General features: G+C 71.2%; 19 protein-coding genes and 2 tRNA genes. 9 read left to right on the top strand and 12 right to left on the bottom strand.

Annotation, left to right across the window (positions count from 1 at the left end; all coding sequences use genetic code 11):
* Positions 1-623: 623 nt before the first annotated feature.
* Positions 624-878 carry a hypothetical protein gene (locus tag AB0C02_RS04335; RefSeq protein ID WP_357540939.1) on the bottom strand — a complete coding sequence of 85 codons (255 nt, stop codon included), beginning with the start codon at positions 876-878 and terminating at the stop codon, positions 624-626.
* A gap of 97 nt (positions 879-975) precedes the next feature.
* On the opposite strand from AB0C02_RS04335, the gene AB0C02_RS04330 reads away from it, so the two are divergent.
* From AB0C02_RS04330 to argS, 3 genes are all read left to right on the top strand, one after another.
* Positions 976-1,143: a hypothetical protein gene (locus tag AB0C02_RS04330; protein ID WP_357540937.1), complete on the top strand. Its 168-nt coding sequence runs from the start codon at positions 976-978 to the stop codon at positions 1,141-1,143.
* Between the two features lie 93 nt (positions 1,144-1,236).
* Complete coding sequence (gene trpS / locus AB0C02_RS04325; RefSeq protein WP_357540935.1) at positions 1,237-2,295, top strand: tryptophan--tRNA ligase; 1,059 nt, start codon at positions 1,237-1,239, stop codon at positions 2,293-2,295.
* 283 nt (positions 2,296-2,578) lie between these two features.
* Complete coding sequence (gene argS / locus AB0C02_RS04320) at positions 2,579-4,297, top strand: arginine--tRNA ligase (protein WP_357540933.1); 1,719 nt, start codon at positions 2,579-2,581, stop codon at positions 4,295-4,297.
* A 9-nt stretch (positions 4,298-4,306) separates the two neighbouring features.
* Here argS and AB0C02_RS04315 read toward each other — a convergent pair whose 3' ends face one another.
* Together AB0C02_RS04315 and AB0C02_RS04310 are read right to left on the bottom strand one after the other, a co-directional pair.
* On the bottom strand, positions 4,307-5,755 hold the full coding sequence (locus AB0C02_RS04315; RefSeq protein ID WP_357540931.1) for an MFS transporter: 1,449 nt from the start codon (positions 5,753-5,755) through the stop codon (positions 4,307-4,309).
* Positions 5,756-5,968: 213 nt separating this feature from the next.
* A complete protein-coding gene (locus tag AB0C02_RS04310) occupies positions 5,969-6,874 on the bottom strand; it encodes a LysR substrate-binding domain-containing protein (RefSeq protein ID WP_357540929.1) in 906 nt (301 codons plus the stop codon).
* A gap of 116 nt (positions 6,875-6,990) precedes the next feature.
* Here AB0C02_RS04310 and AB0C02_RS04305 point away from each other — a divergent pair, with 116 nt between their 5' ends.
* Positions 6,991-10,431 carry a bifunctional proline dehydrogenase/L-glutamate gamma-semialdehyde dehydrogenase gene (locus AB0C02_RS04305; protein WP_357540927.1) on the top strand — a complete coding sequence of 1,147 codons (3,441 nt, stop codon included), beginning with the start codon at positions 6,991-6,993 and terminating at the stop codon, positions 10,429-10,431.
* 62 nt (positions 10,432-10,493) lie between these two features.
* Here AB0C02_RS04305 and AB0C02_RS04300 read toward each other — a convergent pair whose 3' ends face one another.
* The 3 genes from AB0C02_RS04300 to AB0C02_RS04290 form a co-directional block, all read right to left on the bottom strand.
* The gene (locus AB0C02_RS04300; protein WP_357540925.1) at positions 10,494-13,019 is read right to left on the bottom strand and encodes a hypothetical protein; all 2,526 of its coding nucleotides are present in this window, start codon (positions 13,017-13,019) and stop codon (positions 10,494-10,496) included.
* A gap of 88 nt (positions 13,020-13,107) precedes the next feature.
* The gene (locus AB0C02_RS04295) at positions 13,108-14,697 is read right to left on the bottom strand and encodes a hypothetical protein (protein WP_357540923.1); all 1,590 of its coding nucleotides are present in this window, start codon (positions 14,695-14,697) and stop codon (positions 13,108-13,110) included.
* Between the two features lie 119 nt (positions 14,698-14,816).
* Positions 14,817-15,758 (bottom strand): aldo/keto reductase, encoded by a 942-nt coding sequence (locus tag AB0C02_RS04290; RefSeq protein ID WP_357540921.1) that lies wholly within the window; start codon positions 15,756-15,758, stop codon positions 14,817-14,819.
* A gap of 46 nt (positions 15,759-15,804) precedes the next feature.
* Between AB0C02_RS04290 and AB0C02_RS04285 the strand changes: the two genes are divergently transcribed.
* Positions 15,805-17,271, top strand: a complete 1,467-nt coding sequence (locus AB0C02_RS04285; RefSeq protein ID WP_357540919.1) for a PLP-dependent aminotransferase family protein — start codon at positions 15,805-15,807, stop codon at positions 17,269-17,271.
* Here AB0C02_RS04285 and AB0C02_RS04280 read toward each other — a convergent pair.
* Both AB0C02_RS04280 and AB0C02_RS04275 read right to left on the bottom strand, forming a co-directional pair.
* Positions 17,234-18,136: a permease prefix domain 1-containing protein gene (locus tag AB0C02_RS04280; protein WP_357540917.1), complete on the bottom strand. Its 903-nt coding sequence runs from the start codon at positions 18,134-18,136 to the stop codon at positions 17,234-17,236. The genes AB0C02_RS04285 and AB0C02_RS04280 overlap by 38 nt on opposite strands.
* Entirely contained in the window at positions 18,133-18,546 is a 414-nt protein-coding gene (locus tag AB0C02_RS04275) for a PadR family transcriptional regulator (RefSeq protein ID WP_357540915.1), read from the bottom strand. The genes AB0C02_RS04280 and AB0C02_RS04275 overlap by 4 nt, the downstream gene beginning before the upstream one ends.
* Positions 18,547-18,715: 169 nt before the next feature.
* On the opposite strand from AB0C02_RS04275, the gene AB0C02_RS04270 reads away from it, so the two are divergent.
* Positions 18,716-20,098 (top strand): cation:proton antiporter, encoded by a 1,383-nt coding sequence (locus tag AB0C02_RS04270; protein WP_357540913.1) that lies wholly within the window; start codon positions 18,716-18,718, stop codon positions 20,096-20,098.
* 26 nt (positions 20,099-20,124) lie between these two features.
* Here the strand turns inward: AB0C02_RS04270 and AB0C02_RS04265 are convergent.
* Together AB0C02_RS04265 and AB0C02_RS04260 are read right to left on the bottom strand one after the other, a co-directional pair.
* A tRNA-Arg gene (locus AB0C02_RS04265) sits at positions 20,125-20,197 on the bottom strand.
* A gap of 36 nt (positions 20,198-20,233) precedes the next feature.
* A tRNA-Ser gene (locus tag AB0C02_RS04260) sits at positions 20,234-20,324 on the bottom strand.
* A 133-nt stretch (positions 20,325-20,457) separates the two neighbouring features.
* Here AB0C02_RS04260 and AB0C02_RS04255 point away from each other — a divergent pair.
* Entirely contained in the window at positions 20,458-21,177 is a 720-nt protein-coding gene (locus AB0C02_RS04255; RefSeq protein WP_357540911.1) for a hypothetical protein, read from the top strand.
* 50 nt (positions 21,178-21,227) lie between these two features.
* Here the strand turns inward: AB0C02_RS04255 and AB0C02_RS04250 are convergent, their stop codons facing one another.
* Positions 21,228-22,001, bottom strand: coding sequence for a CPBP family intramembrane glutamic endopeptidase (locus AB0C02_RS04250; RefSeq protein ID WP_357540909.1), 774 nt, complete (start codon positions 21,999-22,001; stop codon positions 21,228-21,230).
* 204 nt (positions 22,002-22,205) lie between these two features.
* On the opposite strand from AB0C02_RS04250, the gene AB0C02_RS04245 reads away from it, so the two are divergent.
* Entirely contained in the window at positions 22,206-23,327 is a 1,122-nt protein-coding gene (locus AB0C02_RS04245) for a globin domain-containing protein (protein WP_357540907.1), read from the top strand.
* Between the two features lie 121 nt (positions 23,328-23,448).
* Here AB0C02_RS04245 and AB0C02_RS04240 read toward each other — a convergent pair whose 3' ends face one another.
* Positions 23,449-24,972 carry a peptide deformylase gene (locus AB0C02_RS04240; RefSeq protein ID WP_357540905.1) on the bottom strand — a complete coding sequence of 508 codons (1,524 nt, stop codon included), beginning with the start codon at positions 24,970-24,972 and terminating at the stop codon, positions 23,449-23,451.
* A gap of 332 nt (positions 24,973-25,304) precedes the next feature.
* Here AB0C02_RS04240 and AB0C02_RS04235 point away from each other — a divergent pair, with 332 nt between their 5' ends.
* Positions 25,305-26,090 carry an IucA/IucC family C-terminal-domain containing protein gene (locus AB0C02_RS04235; RefSeq protein WP_357541041.1) on the top strand — a complete coding sequence of 262 codons (786 nt, stop codon included), beginning with the start codon at positions 25,305-25,307 and terminating at the stop codon, positions 26,088-26,090.
* Positions 26,091-26,102 lie beyond the last annotated feature (12 nt).

Raw genomic sequence — 26,102 nt, 5'->3', positions numbered from 1 at the left:
ATTTGGCACTGGCTTATCAAGCACCCTGTTGAGTTCTCAAAGAACAACCACACACCATCCGAAAGCCCCGCACCGCAGGACCCCCATCCGGGGCATCTCGTTCAACCGCCCCCGCCGCTCTCGCGCCGGGCACTTTTACTACGTTACCTCACCGTCTCCGCCGTGTCAAACCGTGTGTCCCGGTCTGTCGTGCTTCGTACGGGTTGGCGTCCGCTGAGCTCGCGCAGCAGCGAACCGCTGCGCTTGATCATCGGATTTGGCAGGCCGGCCGCTGCGGATGTCCGCAAGCTCGCCCGGTTCCCTGCCGGTCGACAACCTTACCCGGTCGGTTTCGCTCTGCCAAATCCGCCCTGCGGCGTTTCCGGCGAGCTCCGCCCGGACCGTGTCCTTCAGGAGCTCTGCCCCCTGTCAGACCCGGTGCCGGCTTGGATCTGGGCCCCCGGGCTTTCATCCCGTTTGCCCCGTTCCGCGCTGGCAGAGAGAAAGTTACGCGGTTTCGGGTTTGAACGTCAAATCGGCGGCGAGCGTCCCGCGTCACATGATCACCGCCGACCTATCCTGCCTGGTCAAGGCGGCGGGGCCAGTGCCGTCGCCGCCTCAGCGAGCGTGCGGAGGGCGGCTGGTCAGGCGTTGGGACGACGGCGAGCCGCCAGCCAGCCCCTGATCCCCAGCACGCCGACTGCGGTACCGATCGTCAGCGAAGCGGCGATCAGCAGTGCGTGCACCCAGAGAAAGCTGGTCGGGGCGCCCACCCCGATCGTGCCGCTCGACCAGGAGCGGGAGTCGTTCCAGATGGCGGCGGCGAACCTCGGCCAGATGACCCAGGTCCAGACACCGACCCCGACCAGGAAGAGCGACCAGCCACGCGACAACACCATGGCTGGCCAGTATGCCAGCGGCTGGCGGGCATCCGGGCCACCGCAACAGACTGCGATGGGAACCGCGAATGCCGGCTGACCGGCTACCCTGCGAGGCATGGTCCGGCCGAGCACCTGCGCCCCGGAGACCATCGACGGTCTCTCGGCGGCTGCCGCTCCGGTTCTCCCGGCCCGTGTCGACGACGGTCGGGAGCAGATCCTCGACGCACTCCGTGCCGTTGGGTTGCGGTTCCGCGCCGGCGGGCGATGGCGGTTCGCGCTCTGAGCAGCCGATCCCACTGACCTCGGGCACCCCCGGGTCACCTCCGCGCGCCCGCGCGTCCTGTCCATCGCTCCTCGGCACGAAAGGCGTACCACCATGACCGCAGCACGAATGCTCACCGGCGACCGCCCGACCGGGCGGCTGCACCTGGGCCACTACGTCGGCAGCATCGCCAACCGGGTGCGGCTGCACCAGCGGCACGAGAGCTTCTTCATCATCGCCGACCTGCACATGCTCACGACCAGGAACAGCCGCGCGGACATCGAGCAGATCTCTCGCAACGCCCGCGAGATGGTCACCGACATCCTCGCCGCCGGCGTCGAGCCGGACCGGGCCACCTTCTACCTGCAGTCGGCGATCCCCGAGGTCGGCGACCTGAACACCCTCTTGCAGAACCTGGTCACCGTGCCCCGGCTGGAGCGTGTCCCGTCGCTCAAGGAGATGAGCCGGGACGCCGGCAAGGACGAGATGCCGTACGGCCTGCTCGGCTACCCGGTTCTCCAGGCCGCCGACATCCTCTGCGTGAAGGGGCAGGTCGTCCCGGTGGGGAAGGACAACGCCGCGCACGTCGAGGTGACCCGGGAGATCGCGCGGCGCTTCAACCACCTCTACGGCGAGGTCTTCCCGGTGCCCGAGATGATCATGTCGGAGACGCCCACCCTGGTCGGCGCGGACGGTCAGGGGAAGATGAGCAAGAGCAAGGGCAACGCCATCGCGCTCTCCGACGATCCGGCGACCGTGCGCCGCAAGGTGATGGGGATGTACACCGACCCGAACCGGGTGCGCGCCGACGTGCCGGGGACGGTGGAGGGGAACCCGGTGTTCGCGTACCACGACGTGTTCAATCCGGACCGGGCGAAGGTCGCGGAGTTGAAGGAGCGCTACCGGGCCGGCCGGGTCGGTGACGTCGAGGTAAAGGAGGAGCTGGCGGTCGCGCTCAACCGGTTCCTTGACCCGATCCGGGAGCGGCGGGCCCGGTTCGAGGCGGCGAGCGGCCTGGTCGACGAGCTGATCTTCGAGGGCACCGAACGGACCCGGGTCGAGGTGCGCCGCACCCTGGTCGAGGTCCGCCGGGCGATGGGTCTGACCAGCGCGTACACCCAGCTGCGGCGGCGGGCCGAGCGGTACCGCAAGGCCGTTGCCACGCCGTCCTGACTCCTCGGGTACGCCGGACACCGGCCCGGGAACGGTCTTGCGCCGCCCCCGGGCCGGCCGGTTAGGCTGCTGGCATGACCAGCTCGCACGCCCGCCAGTCGACGTCCCCCGACGTCCAGGTCGGCGCGCTGCGACGCCGGCGGTCCCGCGACCGCCTGCGCTGAGCATTCTTCTCTTGCGACCGGCGGATCGAGCCGCCGGTCATCGCCGATCGTCCTCGGTCCGCCCGCATTCCGAGTCTGGAGATCCGCGCGAGGCGGATCCGAGCGAGATCGGCGTACCCATGGATCTGGAGAAACTGCTGACCGACCGGCTGGCGCCGGCGTTCGAGACGGTGGCCGGCGTACCGGTGGACCCGGTCGTGCGGCGCTCGCAGCGCGCGGACTTCCAGTCCGACGCGGCGCTGGCGCTGGCCCGGCGGCTCGGCCGACCACCGCGCGCCATCGCCACCGAGGTGCTGGAACGCGCGGAGCTCGCCGATCTGTGCGCCGCGGCGGAGGTTTCCGGGCCGGGTTTCCTCAACCTGACCCTGGCTGACGACGCGCTGGCAGGGCTGGTCTCCACGCTGGCCGCCGACCCGCGGCTCGGCGTGCCGCTGGCGGCCGAGCCGGAGGCCGTGGTGGTCGACTACTCGGGGCCGAACGTGGCGAAGGAGATGCACGTCGGGCACCTGCGGTCGACGGTGATCGGCGACGCGGCGGCCCGGCTGTTGGAGTGGCTGGGCCACCGGGTGCTCCGGGCCAACCACCTGGGCGACTGGGGAACACCGTTCGGGATGCTGATCGAACACCTGGTCGACCTGGGCGAGGCCGAGGCGGTGCGGGAGCTGTCCATGGGCGACCTGGACTCGTTCTACAAGGCGGCCCGGGCCAAGTTCGACGCCGACGGGGCGTTCCGCGAGCGGTCCCGGCTGCGGGTGGTGGCGTTGCAGGGCGGGGACGAGGCGACGCTGCGGCGGTGGCGGCTCCTGGTCGAGCAGTCCGAACGCTACTTCCTGAGCGTGTACAACCTGCTCGACGTGACCCTGACCGAGCGGGACTTCCACGGCGAGAGCAGCTACAACGACCTGCTCGGCCCGGTGGTGGACGACCTGGACCGGCTCGGGCTGCTGCGGCGCAGCGACGGGGCGGCGTGCGTGTTTCCGGCCGGATCGGTCGGCCGGGACGGCGAGCCGCTGCCGCTGATCGTGCGCAAGTCCGACGGCGGGTACGGCTATCCGGCGACCGATCTGGCGGCCATCCGGCACCGGACCGGCACGCTGGGCGCTACCCGGCTGCTGTATGTGGTGGGACTGCCGCAGCGGCGGCACTTCGAGATGGTGTACGCGACCGCGGCGCAGGCCGGTTGGCTGCCCTCGCCGGCTCGGGCGGAGCACGTCGGGTTCGGGTCGATCCTCGGGCCGGACGGGCGGATGCTGCGCAGCCGGGCCGGCGAGTCGGTCAAGCTGGTGGCCCTGCTGGAGGAGGCGGTGGCCCGGGCCACCGCGCTCGCCCGGCAGCGCAACCCGGACCTGGGCGAGGCGGAGGCGGGCGAGGTGGGCCGGGCGGTCGGCATCGGCGCAATCAAGTACGCCGACCTGTCCAGTGACCGGCACAAGGACTACGTGCTGGACTGGGAGCGGATGCTGTCCCTGGACGGCAACACGGCGCCGTACCTCCAGTACGCGTACTCCCGGATCCGGTCGATCTTCCGGCGGGCGGGGGTGGCGGCCCGGCCGGACGCGGGAGTCTCGCTGGCCGAGCCGGCCGAACGGGCGCTCGCGCTCGAACTGGTCGGCTTCGGGACGGTGGTCATGGCGGTGGAACACAGCCTGGAGTTCCACCACCTGGCCGGCTACCTCCACCGGCTCGCCGCCGCGTTCAACGCCTTCTATGAGCGCTGCCCGGTGCTGCGGGCCGACGGCCCGGTGCGGGACAGCCGGCTGGTGCTGACCGACCTGACCGCCCGGGTGCTGCGGCAGGGCCTGCACCTGCTCGGCATCCGCACGCCTGAGCGCCTGTGACGCGGGCGGTCAGCGCTGCGCCGCCGCAGCAGTGGCCACGTCGATGGGATAGTGCCGCCGAGCGGCGATGAGGATCAGCCCGTTCGCCATCAGTGGCACCAGCATGATCAGGAAGGCGTTTTGCAGACCCGTCCCGGATGTGCCTCCTCCCGATCCGGCCAGTTGATCCGCCAGCCAGCCGAAGGCCGCCGGGGCGAGCGACTCCGCCGCGAGGCGGAGGACGGTTCGCAGGCTTTCCGCCCGGCCCCAGAGCCGGCCGGGCACGATGTCGAGCCGGGCCGCGTCCAACGGCGGGTTGGCGGCGGCCAGCGCACCGGCGCCGAGCGCGATCAGGGGGATCGCCACCAGGAGGGTGCTCGACCATATCCCCGGCGCGAAGAAGATCGCGGCGACGGTGTAGCCGAACGCCGGGACGAGGATCCGGACGCCGGTGTGGCCCCGGGCGAGGAAGTGGTCGGTGAGCCGGCCGGAGAGGAGCGTGCCCGCCAGCGCCGTCACGCCGATGATCGGCACCAGGCCGCCGAGCGCTTCCTGTGAGATGTGGAAATGCCGGACCGCGAAGACGATCACGAAGGTCCGCAGCCCGGCGAAGAAGAAGTAGCCGGTCGCCGAGGCCACGATCAACAGCCGGTTCGTCGGGATGTCCAGCAGATAGATCATTGCCCGGCGCAGTGACCACCGATTCGGGTCCTCGGTGAGGGTCCTCTCCCGGGCCGGCTGTACGCCTTGGGCGGCCACCAGGGCGCTCATCCGATCGTCCTCCGGGCGTTCCGGTTCGGTCCGCGCCCCGGGCTTCCCGCCGCCGTGCTCGTCAACCAGCCATCCGGCCCCGTTTCGCGCGGGCTCGGGCAGCAGCTTCCACAGCAGCACCACCAGGCCGGCGCTCGCCAGGGCGAGCAGGAGGAACGCGTACCGCCAGGAGAGTGCCGCGGAGATCTCGCCGCCGACCACCAGGCCGATCCCGGCGCCGACGATCTCGCCGGTGAGGATCCACCCGAGCACGCTCGCCCGGTCGGACGGCGCGACGAAGTCGCCGGTCAGCGAGACCACCACCGGCCCGGAGGCCGCCACGGCGGCGCCCAGCAGCAGCCGAGACATCAGCAGCCACCAGTAGCTGGGGGCGAGCCCGCCGGCAACCATCGCGACCGCCCAGAGCGCGATGGTGAGCACCAGCAGGCGTACCCGGTTGGTCCGGTCGGCGAGCACGCCCAGCGGGACGGACGCCAGCGCGCCGACCCCCGACGACACAGCGGCCAGCAGGCCGAGCTGGGCGTGGCTGATGCCCAGGTCTCGCTCCAACTGGTTCGCGGCCGCCCCGATCGTCCCGGTGTCCGCGCTGTTGAGGGCCAACACCGAGGCGAGCAGCAGCACGACGCGGGTCCGCTGCGGCCCACCCAGCAGTCGGACGAGCCGCCGGGCGAGTTCCGTACCCGGATTGTGCCGGCGGAGGTCGCCCATCCGGTCAGCGACCGGTACGGCTATCGCGGCCCGGCGGGCCGCTGACGCTGCGGCAGCACCGTGCACCTGGGGGTCCGCCGCCGCATGCCGCCTCCCGAATGTGGTTGACCACCTGTCTATGTCTACCGACAGGACCTCGGGTTCGGCCGAGGTTCGACAAATGACACCGCAACCCGCCGGCCCGGCCGGTCCGCGCAGCCCGTCGCACGCCGCTCAGTGCAGCGCGACACGCTTCACGGCCTCGTCCAGCGCCGCCCGGCAGGCCCGCACGGCCGGCCCGCTCTCCGAGGCGCGCCGAGCCGCTGTGAAGATCGTCCGTCGCGGGCCGTCGGGCAGTGGCACCAGGCGGACGTTGGGCGGACGCCGTACCCGCATCAGGTCCGGGATCAGCGCGACGGCGTTGCCCGACTCGATCAGCGCGAGGTGGGCTTGGAGGTCGGCGGTCTCGTAGCGGACGTCGGGTTCGAATCCCGCTTGCCGGCACGCCTGCTCGGCCCAGTGTCGCGAGGCGGCGCCGCGCGGCTCCATCACCCAGGGCACGTCGCGCGCGTCCTGGATACCCAGGATCCCGTCCCACGGCGCGTCGGTGCTGGGCACGGCGAGGTTGATCGCGTCGGTGGTGAGCAGCACCCGGTCGAGCTCCGGGTGGTGCGGAGCCGCGTGCCCCGGGTACTGCTCGGCGATCACCAGGTCGAAGTCGCGCGCCCAGGTCTCACGCAGGGCGGTCTCCGGCTCGCGTTGGGTCATCGTCACCCGGAGCCGGGGGTGCGTCCGGGTGAGGGCCGCCAGCGTCTCGGGCATGAAGGCGAGGGCGGCGGACTGGAACACGGCGACGCGCAGCGTGCCGGTCGCCTCGTGCAGCGAGGACGCGAGGTCCGACTCGGCCTGGTCGAGCCGTTCCAGGATGGCCGCGGTGTGCTCGATCAGGATCTCGGCCTGCGGCGTCAGTTGCACCCGACGTCCCGCCTTGCGTAGCAGGGGGACGCCCGCCTCCTTCTCCAGCTGGGACAGCTGCTGGGAGATCGCGGACGGGCTCTGGTGCAGCGCGAGCGCCACATCGGCAAGGGTGCCCCGGATGCTCAGCTCGCGAAGCACGCGGAGGCGGCGGACATCGAGCATCGGGCCCCTACTCATAAGTAAATGTGACGGGTAACCGTTAGAAAAGAACGCTTTATCTTAAGAGACTCGGCTCCAATAATCAGCGGGCACGCCCACCCAACCGAAAGGTCCCTGCCATGACGCCTGCCGTCAGCCCCGCTTCGGACCGGTCCGAGCTCCTGGCCCTGGTGCCCGACGTCGAACGGCAGGTCGAGGATTGGCTCGCCACGGCCGCCGGGCAACCTGCCGACGCGTCCGCCGAGCGTCTTGCCGGCCTCCTGCGTGACCCCAAGGGACTTCCGTTCACCGTCGGCTTCATCGACGGCGTCATCCGCCCGGAGGACCAACGGGTGGCCGCGCAGGTGTTCGCCTCCCTCGCCCAGGACGTGCCGTCCTTCCTCCCCCGGCACCTGCGCACCGGCGTACGGGTCGGCGCCCAGGCCGGGCGGGTCCTGCCGCAACTCGTCATCCCCGTCGTACGTCGCGCCCTGCGGGCCATGGTCGGCCACCTCGTCGTCGACGCGACGGACGCCAGGCTCGGGAGCGCCATCACCCGGCTGCGGAGGGACGGCGTCCGGCTGAACATCAACCTGCTCGGGGAGGCCGTCCTCGGCGAGCGTGAGGCCAACCGCCGTCTCGAGGGCACCAAGCGCCTCCTCGCGCGGGACGACGTCGACTACGTCTCCATCAAGGTCTCCTCGGTCATCGGCCCCCACTCCGCCTGGGCCTTCGAGGAGTCGGTGGCGCACATCGTGGAGCGGCTGACCCCGCTCTACCGGCTCGCCGCGAACGCGAGAAAGCCGAAGTTCATCAACCTCGACATGGAGGAGTACCGCGACCTCGAGCTGACCAAGGCCGTCTTCACCCGGATCCTCGATCGGCCGGAGTTCCGCGGTCTCGAAGCCGGGATCGTCCTCCAGGCGTACCTTCCGGACGCGCTCGCCGCCATGATCGAACTGCAGGAGTGGGCGGCCCGGCGGCGATCCGACGGCGGAGCCGCGATCAAGGTACGCCTGGTGAAGGGCGCGAACCTGCCGATGGAGCGCGTGGAGGCGGCGCTGCACGACTGGCCGCTGGCCACCTGGGGCAGCAAGCAGGACTCCGACACCAACTACAAGCGGGTCCTCGACTACGCGCTGCACCCGGACCGGATCGAGAACGTGCGGATCGGCGTCGCGGGACACAACCTGTTCGACGTGGCGTTCGCCTGGATCCTGGCGGGACGCCGGGGCGTCCGTCGCGGGGTCGAGTTCGAGATGCTGCTCGGGATGGCGCAGGGGCAGGCCGAGGCGGTCAGGAAGACCGTGGGCGGGCTGCTGCTCTACACCCCCGTCGTCCACCCGCGTGAGTTCGACGTCGCCATCGCGTACCTGATTCGCCGGCTCGAAGAGGGTGCCAGCTCGGACAACTTCATGTCCGCCGTCTTCGAGCTGTCCAGCAACCAGACCCTCTTCGACCGCGAACGCGCCCGGTTCATCGCCTCACTCGAAGCCCTCGACGACGCGGTGCCGGCCCCCAACCGGCAGCAGGACCGTCGGGTCGCACCGGCGGACTCCCTGATGACGGAGTTCCACAACGCCCCGGACACCGACCCCGCCCTGCCCGGAAACCGGGCGTGGGGCCGCGCCATCCTCGACCGGGTGCCGACCTCCGAGGTCGGCCTCGACCTGGTCCGGGCGACCACCCTCGAATCGGCCGAGCAGCTCGATGCGGTGATCGGCTCCGCGGTGGCCGCCTCAACGAGCTGGTCCGCTCGGACCGGCCGTGAACGCGCCGATGTGCTGCGCCGGGCCGCCGTCGAACTGGAGCGGCGCCGAGCCGAGCTCATGGAGGTGATGGCCGCGGAGTGCGGCAAGACCCTCGACCAGTCCGACCCCGAGGTGTCCGAGGCCATCGACTTCGCCAACTTCTACGCCACCTGCGCCGAGGAGTTGGACGCCATCGACGGCGCCCGGTTCACCCCGGTCCGCCTCACCGTCGTGACCCCACCATGGAACTTCCCGGTCGCGATCCCGGCCGGTTCCACGATCGCCGCCCTGGCTGCCGGTTCCTCGGTCATCGTCAAGCCGGCCGGCCAGGCGCGCCGGTGCGGGGCGGCGATGGTGGAGGCGCTCTGGCAGGCCGGGGTTCCGCGGGACGTCCTGCAGCTCGTCCAGCTCGAAGAGTCCCTCCTCGGGCAGCGACTCGTCGCCGACCCCCGCGTCGACCGGCTGATCCTCACCGGCGCCTACGAGACCGCCGAGCTGTTCCGGTCCTTCCGCCCGGACCTGCCGCTCCTCGCCGAGACCAGCGGGAAGAACGCCATCATCGTGACGCCGAGTGCCGACCTGGACCTGGCGGTGAAGGATGTCGTCCAGTCGGCGTTCGGGCACGCGGGGCAGAAGTGCTCGGCGGCTTCCCTGGTCATCCTCGTCGGGTCGGTGGCCAGATCACGCCGGTTCACCGACCAGCTCGTCGACGCGGTCACCTCGCTCACGGTCGGCTACCCGGCCGACGCCACCAGCCAGCTGGGCCCCCTCATCGAGCCCGCCGGCGGCAAGCTGCACCGTGCCCTCACCGTCCTCCAGGACGGCGAGCGGTGGCTCGTCGAACCGCGACGCCTCGACGAGACGGGCAGGCTCTGGAGCCCCGGGGTGAAGACCGGCGTCAAGCCGGGCTCGGAGTTCCACCTGACCGAATACTTCGGGCCGGTGCTCGGCGTGCTGACGGCCGGCAGCCTGGAGGAGGCGATCGAGCTCCAGAACGCGGTCGACTACGGGCTCACCGCCGGGCTGCACTCCCTCGACCCGGCGGAGATCGGCGGGTGGCTCGACCGGGTCCAGGCCGGGAACCTCTACGTGAACCGCGGCATCACCGGCGCCATCGTCCGGCGCCAGCCCTTCGGAGGCTGGAAGAAGTCGGCCGTCGGCGCCGGCACCAAGGCGGGCGGCCCGAACTACCTGATCGGCCTCGCCGACTGGCAGCCGGCGACCAGCACCAGCTCCCACGCGTACGGGGAGGCGGCGCGCCGGCTGGTCGAGGCAGCTCAGGAGTTGGGCCAGGCGTCGACCGCTCTCGCCTCGCTGAAGCGCGCGCTCGGCAGTGACGCGGAGGCGTGGGCGACGGAGTTCGGCCAGGTCAAGGACGTGACCGGCCTCGAGGTGGAGCGCAACCTGTTCCGGTACCTCCCGGCGGCTGCGCAGGTCCGCCACTCGTCCGGTGAGCCGCTCAGCTCGCTCATTCGCGTCATCGCCGCCGGCGTCGTTGCCGGGGCGAAGCTCCGGGTCTCCTGCGCCGACCCGATTCCGTCGGCCCTTGAGCGGGTCTTGGCGGAGCTGGGGGTTCAGTTCGCGCACGAGAGCGACGGCGAATGGTTCCGCTCGCTCAAGCACGCCCCCGCGGAACGAATCCGGCTCATCGGCGGTGACCTGGGAGAACTGGCCAAGGCCACCGGGGGCCGCCCCGACCTCGCGGTCTATCACCAGCCCGTGACCGAGTCCGGGCGGATCGAACTCCTGCCGTTCCTGCGCGAGCAGGCCGTCAGCATCACGGCCCACCGCTTCGGCACCCCGAACAACCTCACCGAGGGGCTCATCTGACGGCCGGCGGGCTGGGTGCCCACGCACCCAGCCCGCCGACGCCGGTCAGCAAGGGCGGCGACTTACTTCTTGACCTTGACGTACGCGGAGCTGCTGGTGACCGCCGCGGTCGTCGAGGTGCCCGCGAAGACGAGGCGGAAATATCCGCTCGCGGAGCCCTTCACCTTCACCGACACCTTGCCGTACTTGTCGAGACGCACCTTTTTCAAGGTGACGTACTTCTTGCTGCCGGCCTTGCGGAACTGCAGCGTGACCAACTGGCCGCCGTAGCCGCTGTAGGCGCCGTTCTCCCAGTTCGCCTGGGTGAGCGCGCCCTTGACGGTGATGGTCTTGCCCTTGCGGACCGACTTCGGTGTGGCGCTGGTCGTCAGCTTGGCGTGGTGCCGCACCGAGATGCTGGCCACCGCGTGCCGGTCGGTGAAGCTCTTCTCGTCCTTGCCGTGTGCGCGGACGGCGACCTGCCACACCCCCGCCAGCGCGTTCTTGCCCAGGCTGAGCCTCGGATCGACGCGGAAGGTCGCCTGGCAGGTCGCGGTGGTCGCGGAGACGCGGGTGCAGACTGCGGGCGATCCGCTGACCAGCACCCGATCCGGGTTGCGGTAGGAACCGCGGTAGAGGTAGACATCGCCGTCGGCGATGCCGGAGGGGTCGGTGGCGGTGAACTTGGCGTTGAACTGGCGCGCGCCGGACGGGGTCAGGACGAGGGGGCTGCCACCGTTGACCACCACGTTGGAGACCTTGGTGCCGCCGACCGTCTCGTCAGACTGGGACGCCGGGCCGGCGAAGGCCCGGATGACCGTACGCCGGAGGCTGCCGCCGAAGTCGTCGACCGCCGTGGCGCGCAACGAGACGAAGGCGACGGTGGAGGGCAGCGTCAGCTCGACCGATGCCCGGTCCTCCGATCCGGAGACGGGCAGCGCCAGCCAGGTCGCGCCGTCGTCGGTCGAGTACTCCAACCCGGTCAGCGTCGGGATCGCGTCCCAGCGACGCGAGGTGGCCGTCGCGTCGATACGCACCGGTGCGGCTCCGGCCGTGTTCTGGGCGTCCAGCCCCGCCACGGCGAAGTCGACGTCGACCAGGGGAAGCCGGCTCTGGTAGGGGATCGCGGCGGAGAGGAAGCGCCACTCACTTCGAACCTCCGTGGAGAGCCGGGACCAGGATCCGGCACGGGTGACGGTGTGATCCAACTGGTAGACCGCCGCCGCTGTCGGCACCGTCGCTGACACCGGCTGATACGGCGACAGACCGGTGGCCGAGGCGTAGGTATCCCACCCGGATTTGAGGGTGACGGAAACCTTGGCATCGTTGTCGAGCCCCAGGTTGCCGGCGGCATCGCTCAGCGACGGGTACTCGTAGATCCACATCGTCGCGTTGTCCCGGCCGGAGGTGGCGGCATCGGACGGGCGAGGAGCGAACGGCGCGGCTCCGATCGTCTCGCCGGCGGCCGTGCCCGCTGGCAGCGCCCGATTCTTCAAGGTCAGGTCGTGTGCCAGGTATCGGTACGAGAGCAGCCGCTGGAAGGATCGGTTGGGCGTCACGTACTCGGTGATGTTGCCCGGAATCGCCACCGGAGACGGAAGGTAGACACCGGTCCAGTCGCCGGTGGCCGGCACCGTCATCAGCCAACCGTTGGTATTTCTGGCCTGCCCTCGGAACGAGGTGACCGTCCGGGCCAGCCCGGCCGTGGCCACCTGTGCAACCGGGTTGGCCGGGACGGTGTTGTCGAAGCTGTGGTAGAGGTCGTACCGATAGGGGCTCGGCACATACTCGGACGCACCCTGCTTGATCAGCAGCTCGTGGAGTCGCAGCGAGACTCCGGCGAGGGAGAAGGGCGTCACGTAGACCTTCTCGGCACCGCCGCCGGCAAAGCCGGCCAGCCCGCCGCTCGGCACGGAGATCCACACCGCTGAGTTCTGGCGCCGCGCGGTGGCCTCGTCGACCGCGATTCGCGTCTCCCTGGCCGCGCTCTCCTCGAACCGGACCGTTGTTCCGGCATTGGTGACCTGGAAGGTCCGGGTGAGCAGATAGCTGCCGGCGCCCGGCCGGCTGTAGAGCGCGACGGCGAAGAAGTCGCCCGCAGGAAGCTGCACGCTGCCGTTCGGGGTGAACTCCTCGTCCTTGACCAGGTAGGAGGCCCAGGTTTGGCGGTCCCAGAGGTAGAGCATCTTGGAGTTGACCGCGACCGCGCTGGCGATGGTGAGCTTCACCGGGTAGGTATTGGCCGTAGCCGCTGCCGCGACGCGAGCGCCGGTCGTCAGCTTCATCGCCTGGGCCGAGTGGCCCTCGGGCTGCACCCGCAGCGTCCCGCCGACCGACGCGTACGCGTAGCGCCCGGCCCGGTCGGCGTTGTCGGCCGGGAGAACGCGGAACAGGGAGCCCGAGCGGGTGTCGTCGCTCATCAGCTCCAGTCGCTCGCCGTTGGCGAGCCGGACCGCCTTCTGCGGACCGCCAGCAGTCGTGACGGTGGCGCTGTCGGCCTTGGCGGCCGCCGCAGTGTTCGGCGCGGGCGCGGCGACTACGGCAGAGCCGGACAGGGCCACGAACAGGGTGGCCAGGGATGCGGTGGTGAGAAGTCGATACGACCGCAAATGATTCTCCTGAGGGTTCGAGCCAGACGGGCGTGCCTCGGCGACCGGTCGCCCGGGTCACCGAGGCACGCTCATCCGTGCGAGTGTTTCAGGCGATCCCGTACGCCCGGATGATCGTCACGTCGGTGTAGCCGCCGGTGGTGTCGGTGACCCGCACCCGCAGTGAGACCGCACCGGACTGCGGGTTGCCGACCAGGGCGGTCCACGTACCGTTGATCTTCTTGACCTGCACCGACCGCCACGTCCGCCCGTCGTCGAACGAGGCCTTGGCGGTGACCGCCTTCACCTTCGGATTCTTGCCCAGCTTGATGCGGGGATCGGCCTTGGGCCGGCTCGGCTTCAGCGGAACGTTGGTGATGCTGCCCGGCTTCGCCTGGTTGTAAAGGTTCAAGCCGGCCGGCTGCATGGTGACGGCGTAGACGGGCGCCGCCACCGAGGTGTTCGGCTTCGCCTTGAACCGGAACGTGATGCTGGTCCTCGGCGACAGCATGCCGGCCGGGAAGGTGATCTCCGGGTAGTACCGGCGCGCCGTGTTGGTGAGGGTGTACCAGCCGGATGCCTTCACCTTGTAGTTGAGGGACTTTTCCCCGGGCTCTCGGCCCCGTTCCTTGAGCGTCTTGACCGTCTTGCCACGGAAGGTCAAGGTCCCCGTCGCCTCGTCACCGGCCTCGACGTTCCACTGCGTGAAGTTGTGATCGGCGAACATCTGGTTCAGCGGGTAGGAGAGCCGGCCATTGAGCAGCACCGGCAACTCCGCCGCCGGGCCCCACGCGCTTTGGATGAACCGCAGGTTGTACGACTTACCCGCAGCAACCTGGCGCGGCGCGGAGAGGTTGCCGATAATCCAGCTGGAACCGGACTTGGTTTCCGCCCAACTGTTGGTATAGATGTCCCACTTGCCCGGTGACAGGAATACCTTCGTTCGGTACGGCCGATCGATGTCGAGCAGACCGCCCCACATGCGGTCGCCGCAGGGACGGTCGATCGGCTGCACCCTGAGCCCGCTGCTGGTGGACGCGGACGGGCCGCTCCGGGTCTCCACGTTCACCGTGGCGAGTGAGGACTGGGCGAAGGTCCGCGACGGCGAGCTCGGGATGCCGGTGGTGGTGGAATACATGACCGCGTGGCGATCGCTGTCGGCGGTGCGGTTGGTCCAGATCCGCATCGCCGCGAAGGCCACCTTCTTCGACGAGCTCGGAATCACGTACAGCTCACCGTCGCCGAGGTCGAAGGCCTCGACCCGCTCCACCGCCCCAGTGCGGGCGGTGCAGACCTGGGCGGTGGTCTGTGTCATAAGCTCGGCGCCGGCCGGGGCCGGACTGATGCCCAGCGAGATCCGGCGGCCCTTGCGCGCGTCCAGGGTGGTCTTGGCCGCGCCGGAGACCTTGACGACGCTTGCCCCCAGCGTGGACACCAGGCCGGTGTCGATCGAGGCGAGCACCGCGTACGTGCCCTTCGGCAGCTTCTTGACCTGACCGGACTTGACCGAACGGCTCTGGTTGGTGGCGAGGTTGACCACGGTCGTCTTGACGGTGACCTTCTTGCCCGTCCGGTCCAGGGTGGTGATGGTGAGCGTGTTGCTCGCGGCGACCGCCGGGGCGCCGCCGCTGGCCAAGATGGCCGGCACGAGGGCCGCCGCGACGACCCTGGTGGCGATCCGGGTAAGAGGAGTAAGCAATTCCACGAATTCCTATCAGTGGAAGGTAGCCCGCTCAGCGGCGGAAATATCGATGGTAGGCCAGGGTCCGCCGCCTTCGCTCGCCCGTTTCCCCGCGCCGCTCGCGATGTGCCGCCGGGTCACATCGCGGAATTCAGCCGGTCGCGCTGCTCGGCGGTCAACTCCAGCGAGACCCCCGCGACCGCCTCGTCCAACTGCTCGACCGTGCTGACGCCGATGATCGGCGTGGCTGCTGGGCTGCCGCCGGTCAGCCACGCCAGCACCACCCGGTTGCGGTTGGTGCCGGTCTCGGCGGCAATCTCGTCGAGCACCGCGAGTCGGCGGACGGTGCCGGCGTGGTCGTACTCCGCGTGCAGCGGCTTGTCCGCGCGGGTGTAGCCGCCGCCCAGCAGCGGCGTGTACGCCCACAGCGCCATGTCCGGGTGGTGCTCCAGGTAGTGCAGCACCTCGTCGGTGACCGCACCGAACCGGTGCACCACCGTGGGTTGGGTCCCGGGGCGCGGTCGCAGGTACGTGTGGTGCTGCTGCACTGCGGTGAAGCCGGTGCCGCCGCCGGCCCGCGCGATCTGCCGGGCCCGCTCGACCTGCCAGACGGGGTAGTTGGAGCAGCCGAGGCAGCCCACCGTGGCCGCGGACACCAGCTCGTCGAAGGCGGCGACCGTCTCTTCCAACGGGGTGGCCGGGTCGGGCTTGTGCGCCCAGTACAGCTCGACGTGGTCGGTGCCGAGCCGGCGGAGGCTGCCCTCGATCCCACCCTTGATCACTCCGGCCGAGAGGCCCTCGGCCGTCTCCGGGAACCGCCCGGCCACGGTCGGCTCGCAGCCCACCTTGGTGCTGATCCTGATGCGGTCGCGGACACCCGGGCGGCGGGCCAGCCAGCGCCCGAGCAACTCCTCGCTCTGCCCGCCGAAGCCGCTCGGGTCGGCCCAGAACGCGTAGCAGTTGGCGGTGTCGATCCAGACGCCGCCGGCGTCCACGAAGCGATCCAGGAGCTCAAACGACCGGCGCTCGTCCGTCAGCGTGCCGAACAACATGGCGCCAAGTGCCAGGTTCTCAATCATGCCCGTCACGCTATGCGGATTTGGATCGGCGGTACGCTCCAATCGTATGTCCATTTCGCAGACCAATTTTGCCTGGGCGACGCTGCTTGAGGTCGAGCCGCCGAAGCGTGGGCGGTCCCGCCTGCACGAACGCCTGGCACGCGCGTTGCGCACCGCGATCCGGGACGGCCGGTTGTCGGAGGGGGCCGCCGTACCGCCGAGCCGAACGCTCGCCGAGGAACTCGGCTACTCCCGGTGGGTCGTGACGGAGGCGTACGCGCAGCTCATCGCGGAGGGCTACCTCTCCGCCCGGGTGGGTTCCGCCACCCGCGTCTCCTGGGTGCCGAGCAGCGCCCCGCCCCGGCCCCGCGCGCCCCACCCGCCGGCGGCGCCACCGATCCGGTACGACCTCGCGCCCGGCCTGCCCGACCTGCGGGCCTTTCCGCGTCGCCGCTGGGCGGAGGCCGTCCGGGCGGTCATCGGCTCCGCCGTCCACTACGACCTCGGCCTGCCCGACCCGACCGGGCACCCGGTGCTGCGTACCACGGTCGCGCAGTACCTGCGGCGCTCGCGTGGCGCGGACGCCCACGCCGGGTCCGTCACCGTGTGCGCCGGCATCACCGACGGTCTGGTCCGTACCTGCCGGGCGCTGCGCGCCGAGGGGATCACCGACCTCGCCGTCGAAGAGCCGGGCTGGCGACGGCTGCACGACGCCGCGACGAGCGCCGGCCTGCGCGTCCACCCGGTGTCCGTGGACGAGGAGGGTCTCCGGGTCGACGACCTGGCGGGTACGCCCGCCCGGGCCGCCGTCGTCGGCGCGGCGCACCAGTTTCCCACCGGAACGGTGCTGTCCCCGGCCCGCCGGGCCCGGCTCGTGCGCTGGGCCCGCGACGCCGACGGCTTCGTCATCGAGGACGACTACGACGCCGAGTGCCGCTACGACCACCACCCGGTCGCCGTCATGCAGGGCATGGACCCGGGCCGAGTTTTCCTCCTCGGCTCGGTCAGCAAGACGCTGTCGCCGGCCCTCGGTCTGGGCTGGCTGGTCGCACCGGCCGTGATTTCCTCGGCGCTCCGGGCGGCGAACCCCGTCACCGCCGCGCCACCGGTGCTGGACCAGCTCGCGCTCGCCACCTTCATCGACCGCGGCTGGTACGACGCCCACCTGCGGGCGGCCCGGCGACGGTTCCGCGCCCGCCGCGACCTGCTGGTCCGGACGCTGGGCGCCCGGGTGCCGCAGGGCCAGGTCGGCGGTACCGCCGCCGGGCTGCACATCTTGCTGCACCTGCCAAACACCGTCGACACCCGCGCGGCGGTCCAGGCCGCGGCCGCCGCCGGGCTGCGTCTGGCGGACCTCGACGACTACCGCACGCAGCGCTCGGCCGGGCGCGCGCTCGTCATCGGGTACGGCAACATCAGCGACCCGGAGATCCCGCCGGCCGTCGAACTCCTCCGCGAAGCGCTGCTCTCGACCGTTCCACGCCACGGCATTCGGGTCAGGGGTTCGGGGAGAACAACATCCGGGCGAGCATGAGCATCGTGGCCACGAGCCCGGCGACCACTGCGAGCCAGGACCAGGCCCAGCCGACCGTCAGCGTCAGCATCACGAACGTGGCGAGGACCAGCAGCCAGGTCGTTCCGGCGTACATGCCGAAGCGCGCCGCGGCGACCGGATCCTTGGTGAAACGGTCCCCCACATAGGCGTGGGTCGCCTGCAACCGCACCACCCACTCCTTGTGCCGGTTGGTCTGGGTGGCGCCGAGATAGGTGAACAGCGCGGCCGACGCGACGACCGTGAGCGCACCACCGACAAGCCAGGGTGCGTTGCGCTCGTGCAGGTAGAGCCAGCCGGCACCGAGGCCGGCCGAGGCCAGCACCACACCGAGGCCGTATCCGAACGCCCGGCCGGTCGGCATCGGATGGTTACTGGTCGTCTCCTGGCGTAGTGCGTCGGCGGTGACCGCGCCGGCCGCCAGCGCGACGGCGGCAACGGCGGCGACCTGGCCGCTGAGCGGGACGTCCAGCAGCGTGGCGGCCAGGACGAGGACGATCAACCCGGCCGTGGCCAGCGCCGACAGCACAACCGCGCGAACCAGGAACACCGGATTCGGTCGTACCCGGTGGGCCAGCCAGTCGGGGGCGGCGGCCTCCTCGGGCTCCGGCGTGGTGCCGTCGAGGATCCCGCGTACGTCCCCCAGGTCCTCGACCGCCTGCCGGGCGGCCGCCTGGGGGGCGACCCCGGTGGCCTCCAGTTCGGCGACGCGGGCGACCAGGTTGGCCCGAATCTCCTCCTTGAGATCCTGCCGCTCCTGGGTCATCTCGATGCCGGCGAACGCCTCGTCGAGCAGGCGGTGCACGTGGATGCCGTGGCCGCCCACGATGTCGTTGGGGATGGTCATGATGACCGCCTTCCGGATGCCGGCTCGGGGGAGCCGTTACGTTCCTCCAGGTCGAGCAGCGAGTCGATGATGTCGCGGGTGGCGACCCACGCCACGACGTTGCGGCGGTAGACGGCACGGCCGGCGTCGGTGATGCGGTAATACTTGCGCCGCCCACCCTGGCTCTCGTCACCCCAGTACGCCTCGATCAGGCCGTCCTTCATCAGCCGCCGGTACGTCGCGTAGAGGGTCGCCTCCTTGATCTCGTGCCGACCGCCGGTGGCGTCCCGGATTCGCTTGAAGATCTCGAAGCCGTAGCTGTCCTCGCCGCGCAGCACCGCGAGGACGATCGTGTCCGTGTGCCCGCGCAGCAGGTCGGCGGCGAGCACATCGGCGCTCGGCGAGGCGTCGCCTCGTCCGTTGTCAACCATGGCTAGTACTGTACTAGATACAGTAGTGGTTGTCATTGGGAAAGGTGGCAGCCGGGCCACCAACCCGCCCCCGACGGAATCAGAATCGGGGCTGGACTCCCTCGGGATGCACCGAGACAATCGGTGGCGAGTCGTCACGTCTGCAGCCCGCTGGAAGGACTGCCCCTCGATGGCAGGACGCACTCTTGCCACGCCGCCGCCGTCGCTGACCGCCAACCAGACGCTGACGTTCCTCCTCGGCCTTGCGCTTCTCCTCGGCACCGCCGTGGTCCTGGGCCGGCTCGCGGAGCGGATCGGAATGCCGGCCATCGTCGGTGAACTGCTCACCGGCGTCATCCTCGGCCCGTCGCTGCTCGGGGCACTCGCCCCCGGCCTCACCAGCCGGATCCTGCCGGCGACGGCCACGCAGATGCATCTGCTGGACGCGGTCGGTCAGGTGGGCGTACTCCTGCTCGTGGCCATCACCGGCACGCACCTGGACCTTGCGATGCTGCACCGCCGGCGGGCCGCCGCGATCACCGTCAGTCTCTCCGGGCTGCTGATCCCGTTGGCGCTCGGCGTCGCAGCGGGCACCGTCGTCCCGGCCTCGTTGATCGCCGGCACGACCGAACGCTGGGTGTTCGCCCTGTTTCTCGGTGTGGCGATGTGTGTGTCGGCGATCCCGGTGATCGCCAAGACACTGACCGACATGCGCCTGCTGCACCGCGACATCGGCCAGCTCACCCTGGCCGCCGGCACGGTGGACGACGCGGTGGGATGGCTGCTCCTGTCGATCGTGTCGGCGGCCGCGACCGTCGGTGTGGGCGCCGGCGCGATCTCCCGGTCCGCGGCGTACCTGGTTGCGTTCCTCGCGCTTGCCGCAACGGCCGGCCGGGTTCTGGTGCGCTTCGTCCTGACCCGAGCGGCCCGCTCGCCGCAGGCCGGCCCCACGCTGGCGGCCGTGGTCGTCCTCGTCCTGGTGGGCGCGGCCACCACTCAGGCGCTCGGCATGGAGGCGACGCTCGGAGCGTTCGTGGTCGGCATCCTGCTCGGCCTGCCGGGGACCATCGACCAGGCGAAACTGGCACCGATGCGCACGGTCGTCCTGTCGATCCTCGCACCGATCTTCATGGCCACCGCCGGCCTGCGCATGGACCTGACCGCGCTACGTCGGGCGGACGTCGCCGTCGCGGCGGCCGCGATCCTCATGCTCGCCGTCGCGGGCAAGTTCGCCGGGGCGTACGTGGGGGCCCGGCTCTGCCGGTTGAACCAATGGGAGGCCCTGGCGCTCGGCGCCGGTATGAACGCCCGCGGCGTGGTCGAGGTCATCATCGCGTCGGTCGGCCTACGGCTGGGCGTGCTGAGCGTCGCGACGTACACCATCGTGGTCGCCGTCGCCGTCGTCACCTCGCTAATGGCACCTCCCGTGCTGCGCTGGGCGATGCGGCGGATCGCGGAGAACGACCAGGAGCTGCTGCGAAACGCCCAGCTGGCATCGACAGGGCAGGCTGCCGGCGGACGAGAGCAAGGTTCGGACGCCCCGTGGCCAGACAGAAAGAAGCCCCCTAGCTGACCTTAGGCCTGCTAGGGGGCTGTCTGTGCGCCCGAAGGGACTCGAACCCCTAACCTTCTGATCCGTAGTCAGATGCTCTATCCGTTGAGCTACGGGCGCTTGGTGCTCGACCAGTCTACACACCTGGTTTTCGCGCGGAGACTCCGGGATTCGAACCCGGGAGGGGCTTTAAAACCCCAACCGCATTAGCAGTGCGGCGCCATAGACCAGACTAGGCGAAGTCTCCCTGGTGGCCCGGAGACCACCGCGCCCGAGGATACAGGGCCGCCCCCGCTCAGGGCAAAGCGACTTCCGGCGAGGGGCATCCCGAGCGCCTCCCCCCGTGTGCGGCGTCACACTCGGGACTAGGCTCCATCGATATGCAGGAGCAGCCGCCGAGCGAGGACGACACCGCCTCGACGAAGAAGAGGGCCGTCGCCGCCGGTCCGGAGTCGGGGCGTAATCCGGGGGCAGGATGGCGGCCGGTGGCCGCGCGGCTGCTCGACCACCCGGGTTTCGCGCCGGAGCTGCTGGCCCTCGCCGCGGTGGACACGCTCGGACCGGTAGCCGAGGGCTGGGTCGCGCGGACCCGGGGGGCCTACCCGGACGCGGACGCCGACGGGCTGGCCCGGCTGGCGACCCGACGATTCGTCCGGCGGGCCGGTACGGGTGGCGCGGTCGCGGCGGGTGCCGGCGTCCTCGCGCCGGTGGCGGAGCTGGCGGCGGTGCTGTGGACGCAGGCCAGCCTGGTGCTGCACCTGGCGGCGGTCTACGACCGGGATCCCGGGCACCCGGACCGGGTGGCCGAGCTGCTGCTGCTGACCCGGGTGCATCCGGATCTCGGCAGCTCCCGCGTGGCGGTCGAGGCGGTCCCGTCGGCGGGCGTGCCGGTGGGCGGGCCGCGGCCCCGGGCGGCCGAGGCGGCCTGGCGGTTGACGATGCCGCTGGCCGCTCAGGCCGGTGGCTGGCTGAGGCTTCGGCTAGCGTCGCGGCTGTTGCCGGGCGTGGCGGTGCTCGCCGCCGCAGCCGGCGGCTCGGCTGCGGCCGAGCGGTTGGCCGCCCGCGCCGTCGCCTTCTACCGACCGCCCCGACCGCGCTGACCGCTCCGGCCGTGCTGACCCGCGTCGCCGGCGGGCGACATGCGGGCCGGTCAGAGCCAGCCGAACCAGGACTTCGGCAGCAGTGCGTAGCCGACGAAGGCGACCACGTCGAGCAGGGTGTGGGCGACGATCAGCGGGGCCACCCGGCGGGTCCGCAGGAAGAACGGGCTGAACACGACGCCCATCACCGCGTTGCCGAGGAAGGCACCGAAGCCCTGGTAGAGGTGATAGGAGCCGCGCAGCACGGCACTGGCGGCGATCACCGCGCCGAGCCGCCAGCTGAGCTGCCGTAGCCGGGTCATCAGGTAGCCGACCACGATCACCTCCTCCAGCACGGCGTTCTGCGCGGCGGCGAGGATCAGCACCGGCACCGTCCACCACAGGTCCGGCAGGGCCGCCGGCACCAGGGTGGCGTTGAGGCCGAGGTGCGCCGCCGCCCAGACCAGCGCCAGCCCGGGCAGGCCGATCAGCGCCGCCAGGCCCGCGCCCCGGACCAGGTCCGACCCGGGCCGGGTCAGATCCACCCCGAGGGTCCGCGCCGGGTCGCCGGGGTCGCGCGCCAGCAGGTGTACGGCGAGCAGCACCGGCAGCACCGCGAAGAAGATGCCGAGGAGCTGGTAGGTCAGGTCGAGGTACGGCCGGGCCGACGCGGAGGTGTTCAACGCGGCGGTCTGCTTCGCGAGCCCACCTGTGGCAGTCAGCTTGGCGACCAGCGAGACCAGCGCGTACACCGCCGACTGCCCGAGGGAGAGACCGAGAACCAGCAGCGTCTCGGTGCCCAGGATCCGGCGGGACACCGGGCGGGCGAGCTCGTCAACCGTCACCGGACCACTGTGCCGCACCCGAGGGCCGCTCGGCACCTGTCATGACCGATCGCACCGAGCGCAGCGAGGGCCGTGAGGGCATGACGAAGATGAGCCGCCCCGGGAAGCCAAATGAGCCGATCGCACATTCTGTGCGACCGGCGAGCACGGTCCGTGGAGATTCTGTGTTGGCCCGATCCGCCGTCAGGGGAAGGAGCGTCCTCCGTGGAGAACTTCGCGCGGCTGCTGAAGGAGAGCTGGACTCTCGTCGAGGAGCAGCGGGAACGGCTGAGCGGTCACTTCTACGCCCGGCTGTTCCTCCTCGACCCGGAGCTGCGCCACCTCTTCCCGGTGCAGATGAGCGGGCAGGGCGACCGGATCCTGGAGGCGATCGTCACCGCCACTCAGACGGTGGGCGACCCGGAGAGCTTCGACGAGTACCTGCGCGCGCTGGGCCGGGACCACCGGAAGTACCACGTCGACGCCGCGCACTACCGGACGATGGGCGTCGCGCTGATGGACGCGCTGCGCAGCACCGCCGGGGACGGCTGGAACCTGGAGTACGACCAGGCGTGGCGGGAGGCGTACGCGAGCATCTGCGAGCGGATGCTCGCCGGGGCCGCGGCCGACGGCGACCCGCCGTTCTGGCACGCCGAGGTGCTCACCCACGAGCGGTACGGCTCGGACACCGCCGTGCTGACGGTACGCGCTCTCCAGCACCCGCTGCGTTGGCAGGCCGGCCAGTACGTCAGCATCGAGGCGCCCCGCTACCACCCACGGGTCTGGCGGACGTACTCGGTGGCGAACGCCCCGAACGACGAGAACGTGCTGGAGTTCCACGTGCGTACGCCGGCCGGGGCGGCGGGCTGGCTGTCCGGGGCGCTGGTCCGCCGCACGAAACCGGGGGACCTGCTGCGGGTGGCCGCGCCGATGGGGTCGATGACGTTGGACCGCTCCTCCGGCCGGGACATTCTCTGCGTGGCCGGTGGGGTCGGGCTGGCCCCGATCAAGGCGCTGGTGGAGGAGCTGACCCGGGTCAACCGGACCCGCTGGGTGCACGTCTTCTACGGCGCCCGCCACCCGGAGGAGCTGTACGGCCTGCCGGGCCTGGAGGAGCTGGTGGCCGCCTACCCGTGGCTGTCGGTGACCCCGGCGTGCAGCGAGGACCCGGATTTCGACGGCGAGCTGGGCGACATCTCCGAGGTGGTCACCCGGTACGGCCCGTGGACGACGCACGACTGCTACGTCTCCGGTTCGGCGCCGATGGTGCGGGCCACCCTGCGCGTGCTGGCCGCCGACGACGTCCCGCCGGACCACATCCGGTACGACACCTTCGGCAACCTGTAGACCTTCCTCCCCCCGAGCCGGGTCGCGTGCCTCCGCCCCCTGGGGCACGCGACCCGGCCCCCCGTACACCGGTGTGCGGGCCGGGCCGGCAACCGGCCCGCGCACCGGAATCCCGGTCGGGTCAGTAGCGCCACGGGGTGCCGGTCTCCCGGTATTCCTCGACCGGCACCAGCGGCACGCCGGGTGCCATCCGGTCCAGGTAGAGCCGCCCCGCCAGGTGGTCGATCTCGTGGGCGACCAGCCGGGCCATCGCGTATTCGAAGGATGTGATGACGCGGCTGCCGTCCCAGTGGGCATGCTCCACGTCGATGCGCAGCGAGCGGGGCACCAGCCCGCGGTGGTCGAAGAAGGAGAGGCAGCCCTCGTACTGCTCGTCCGTGTCGGACGCGCTGTCGACCACGCGGGGGTTGAGCAGGACGACCGGCTCGGCGGCCCGGTCGGCGGGGCGGACCAGGGCGACGGCCCAGCCGAGCCCGAGCTGCGGGGCGGCGATGCCGACACCCTTGCTGAACGGGTGCAGTTCGTCGAGGCGCGCCAGGATCACGGAGAGCCGGTCGACGACGTCCCGGGCGACCCCTTCCTCACGGGGCAGGTTGAACTGGCGGGCGGGCTGTCGGAGCAGGTCGTCGCCGCGCTGCACGATGCCGATGGCGCGCATCCGGTCGCTGGCGCGTACCGGGCGGTGCGAGCCGTCGGGCTCGGTGCCCGAGGGTTGGTTGCGGAACCGCCACAGCATCCGGTAGCGGGCGTTCAGCGGTGGGTCGTCGGTGGCCCAGTCGAAGAGCGTCCGGCCGCCCTCGTCGCGCCGCTGGATCGGGGTACGCAGCGGGCCCTCCTCCGCGGAGAGGGAGGTCTCCACCCCCCACACCTTCGGGTCGAGCTCCGTGGGCAGGTCGAGCCGGACGGCGAGATGCCGGGTGGGCAGGCGTACGGCGCGCTGGAACCACGGGCCCCACTTGTCCTGCCCGGCCCGGTACGCGTACTCGATGGTGACCCGGTCGCCGGGGTAGAGCGGGAAGCTCCCCTCGTCGTTCTCGAAGAGCAGCCAGATCTCCTTGAACGCGTCCCGGTCGTGCTTGGCCCGCCAGTGCATCGGCTCGCGCACGCCGCCGTCGTCCCGATACGCCGTCAACTGCAGCTCGGCGAAGGTGAGCGGGTGTTCGCGGTGGTGCCGGTTGGAGCGGCCGGGGTCGTTGGGGTAGCGGTCGACGGCGACCCGGACCAGGTAGCGGGTGATCGGCTCGGTGCCGGCGTTGTAGAGCTCGCGCCGGATCGTGCAGCGGTAGCCGTGGTCGGTGTGGGTGAGGGTGGCGCTTTCCCGCTCTACGACCAGGCCGGTGCCGGGAGGCAGCCACTGGCTGGGGACGGACGACTCCCGGTGGGTCCCGGCGGAGCGGCTGTGCCGCAGCTCGTCGTACTCCCGGAAGCGCTGCCAGATCGCGCCGCTGGCCTCCAGGACGGCCTCGGCCCGGCGGGCGAAATCCTCGGTGGGCCGGTGCCGGCGCCCCTCGACGTGGCTGACGTACGACGGGTCGAAGCCCATCAGGGTGGCCAGTTGCTTCTTGGACAGGCCTCGTCCGGTCCGGTGCCGGGCGAGTTCGGCGGCGAAGGAGTCGGCGGCACGCTCGATGGGTGAGGTCGTCATCGGCTTCCTCGTACGCGGGAAGCTCATTTTCACGTTCGGTGGCCGATCGTGTACGGAAACTGCCTCGTATTCGACATTCACCTTGACAATTCAGCGGCGCACGTCGATGCTGACGCGGCCCACCGAACGACCGGCGGCGTTTCCCGCCCCTCCCGTCGGGTAGTCCGCGACACGCGGCGACGGCCGGTGGAGTGACCGAGACCTCCCCACTGCTTTCCACACGACTCCCCTACGGGCCGGAACTGTGGTTAGGCTGGCCTTAGTTTGCAAGCCGGCGGCGGGCGTCGACCGGCGGGACGACCAGACGGGGGACGGTTCGGGTGACAGCGGTGCTGCCGAGGCGGGACACCGCCACGCCACTCGCCCCGGTGACCGCGGCCCTGCGCGCCATGTTCGGCACCGACGACCTGCCCGGGCTCGCGCCCGGCCTGCTGGTCGCCGGCGGCGACGAGGCCCGCTGGTCACCGGCGACCCGGCTGATCGACGGGACGCTGCTGCCCGCGTTCCTGCACGGCGCAGCCCGGCGCTGGGGCGGCACCCCGCACGCCTGCGCCGCGCTGGCCTGGAAGTCGTACAGCTACTGGACCGCGCTGCCGGTGGTGCTCGGCTGGGCCTCGGCCCGGCGGGTGCCGCTGCTCGACCCGGCCGACGTGCTGATCCACTTCGAGGACCACCACCAGTTGCTCACCCTGGGCCTGCGCGACTCGACCACGGTCGCGGTGCTGCCCGACGACCCGCTGGCGCTGGCCGGCGCGCCGGGCGTACGGGTGGTCGCCGGCGAGGCCGCGCTGCTCGACGAGCTACGCGCCGCACTGCTCGACGCCCATCTCGCCCCGCTGATCGCCACGATCCAGGCCGAGATCCGGATCGGCACGCGTACGCTGCTGGGCTCGGTCGCCTCCGGCATCGCGCACGGCATCCTGCGCGCCTCGGACGCGCTGCCCGGCTCCGCGACGGAGAGCATCGGCACGCTGCTCGACGCGCTCGACCTCGGCGACCTGGTGGAGCTGGTGCCCGGCCCGGCCGGCGAGCCGACCGTGCAGCGGCGTACCTGCTGCCTGGCCTTCACCCTGCCGCAGCCGAAGATCTGCCAGGGCTGCTGCGTCCGCCCCTCCTGACCTGCGGGCCGG

The organism is Micromonospora sp. NPDC048999 (assembly GCF_040649295.1).
Lineage (GTDB): Bacteria > Actinomycetota > Actinomycetes > Mycobacteriales > Micromonosporaceae > Micromonospora.
This window is presented reverse-complemented; position numbering and strand designations above follow the sequence as displayed.

Excerpts from the sequence above, each read along its gene's own strand:
- AB0C02_RS04335 (WP_357540939.1), bottom strand. The coding sequence starts at position 878 with ATGGTGTTGTCGCGTGGCTGGTCGCTCTTCCTGGTCGGGGTCGGTGTC.
- AB0C02_RS04330 (WP_357540937.1), top strand. The coding sequence starts at position 976 with ATGGTCCGGCCGAGCACCTGCGCCCCGGAGACCATCGACGGTCTCTCG.
- trpS (WP_357540935.1), top strand. The coding sequence starts at position 1,237 with ATGACCGCAGCACGAATGCTCACCGGCGACCGCCCGACCGGGCGGCTG.
- argS (WP_357540933.1), top strand. The coding sequence starts at position 2,579 with ATGGATCTGGAGAAACTGCTGACCGACCGGCTGGCGCCGGCGTTCGAG.
- AB0C02_RS04315 (WP_357540931.1), bottom strand. The coding sequence starts at position 5,755 with ATGGGCGACCTCCGCCGGCACAATCCGGGTACGGAACTCGCCCGGCGG.
- AB0C02_RS04310 (WP_357540929.1), bottom strand. The coding sequence starts at position 6,874 with ATGCTCGATGTCCGCCGCCTCCGCGTGCTTCGCGAGCTGAGCATCCGG.
- AB0C02_RS04305 (WP_357540927.1), top strand. The coding sequence starts at position 6,991 with ATGACGCCTGCCGTCAGCCCCGCTTCGGACCGGTCCGAGCTCCTGGCC.
- AB0C02_RS04290 (WP_357540921.1), bottom strand. The coding sequence starts at position 15,758 with ATGATTGAGAACCTGGCACTTGGCGCCATGTTGTTCGGCACGCTGACG.
- AB0C02_RS04285 (WP_357540919.1), top strand. The coding sequence starts at position 15,805 with ATGTCCATTTCGCAGACCAATTTTGCCTGGGCGACGCTGCTTGAGGTC.
- AB0C02_RS04280 (WP_357540917.1), bottom strand. The coding sequence starts at position 18,136 with ATGACCATCCCCAACGACATCGTGGGCGGCCACGGCATCCACGTGCAC.
- AB0C02_RS04275 (WP_357540915.1), bottom strand. The coding sequence starts at position 18,546 with ATGGTTGACAACGGACGAGGCGACGCCTCGCCGAGCGCCGATGTGCTC.
- AB0C02_RS04270 (WP_357540913.1), top strand. The coding sequence starts at position 18,716 with ATGGCAGGACGCACTCTTGCCACGCCGCCGCCGTCGCTGACCGCCAAC.
- AB0C02_RS04255 (WP_357540911.1), top strand. The coding sequence starts at position 20,458 with ATGCAGGAGCAGCCGCCGAGCGAGGACGACACCGCCTCGACGAAGAAG.
- AB0C02_RS04240 (WP_357540905.1), bottom strand. The coding sequence starts at position 24,972 with ATGACGACCTCACCCATCGAGCGTGCCGCCGACTCCTTCGCCGCCGAA.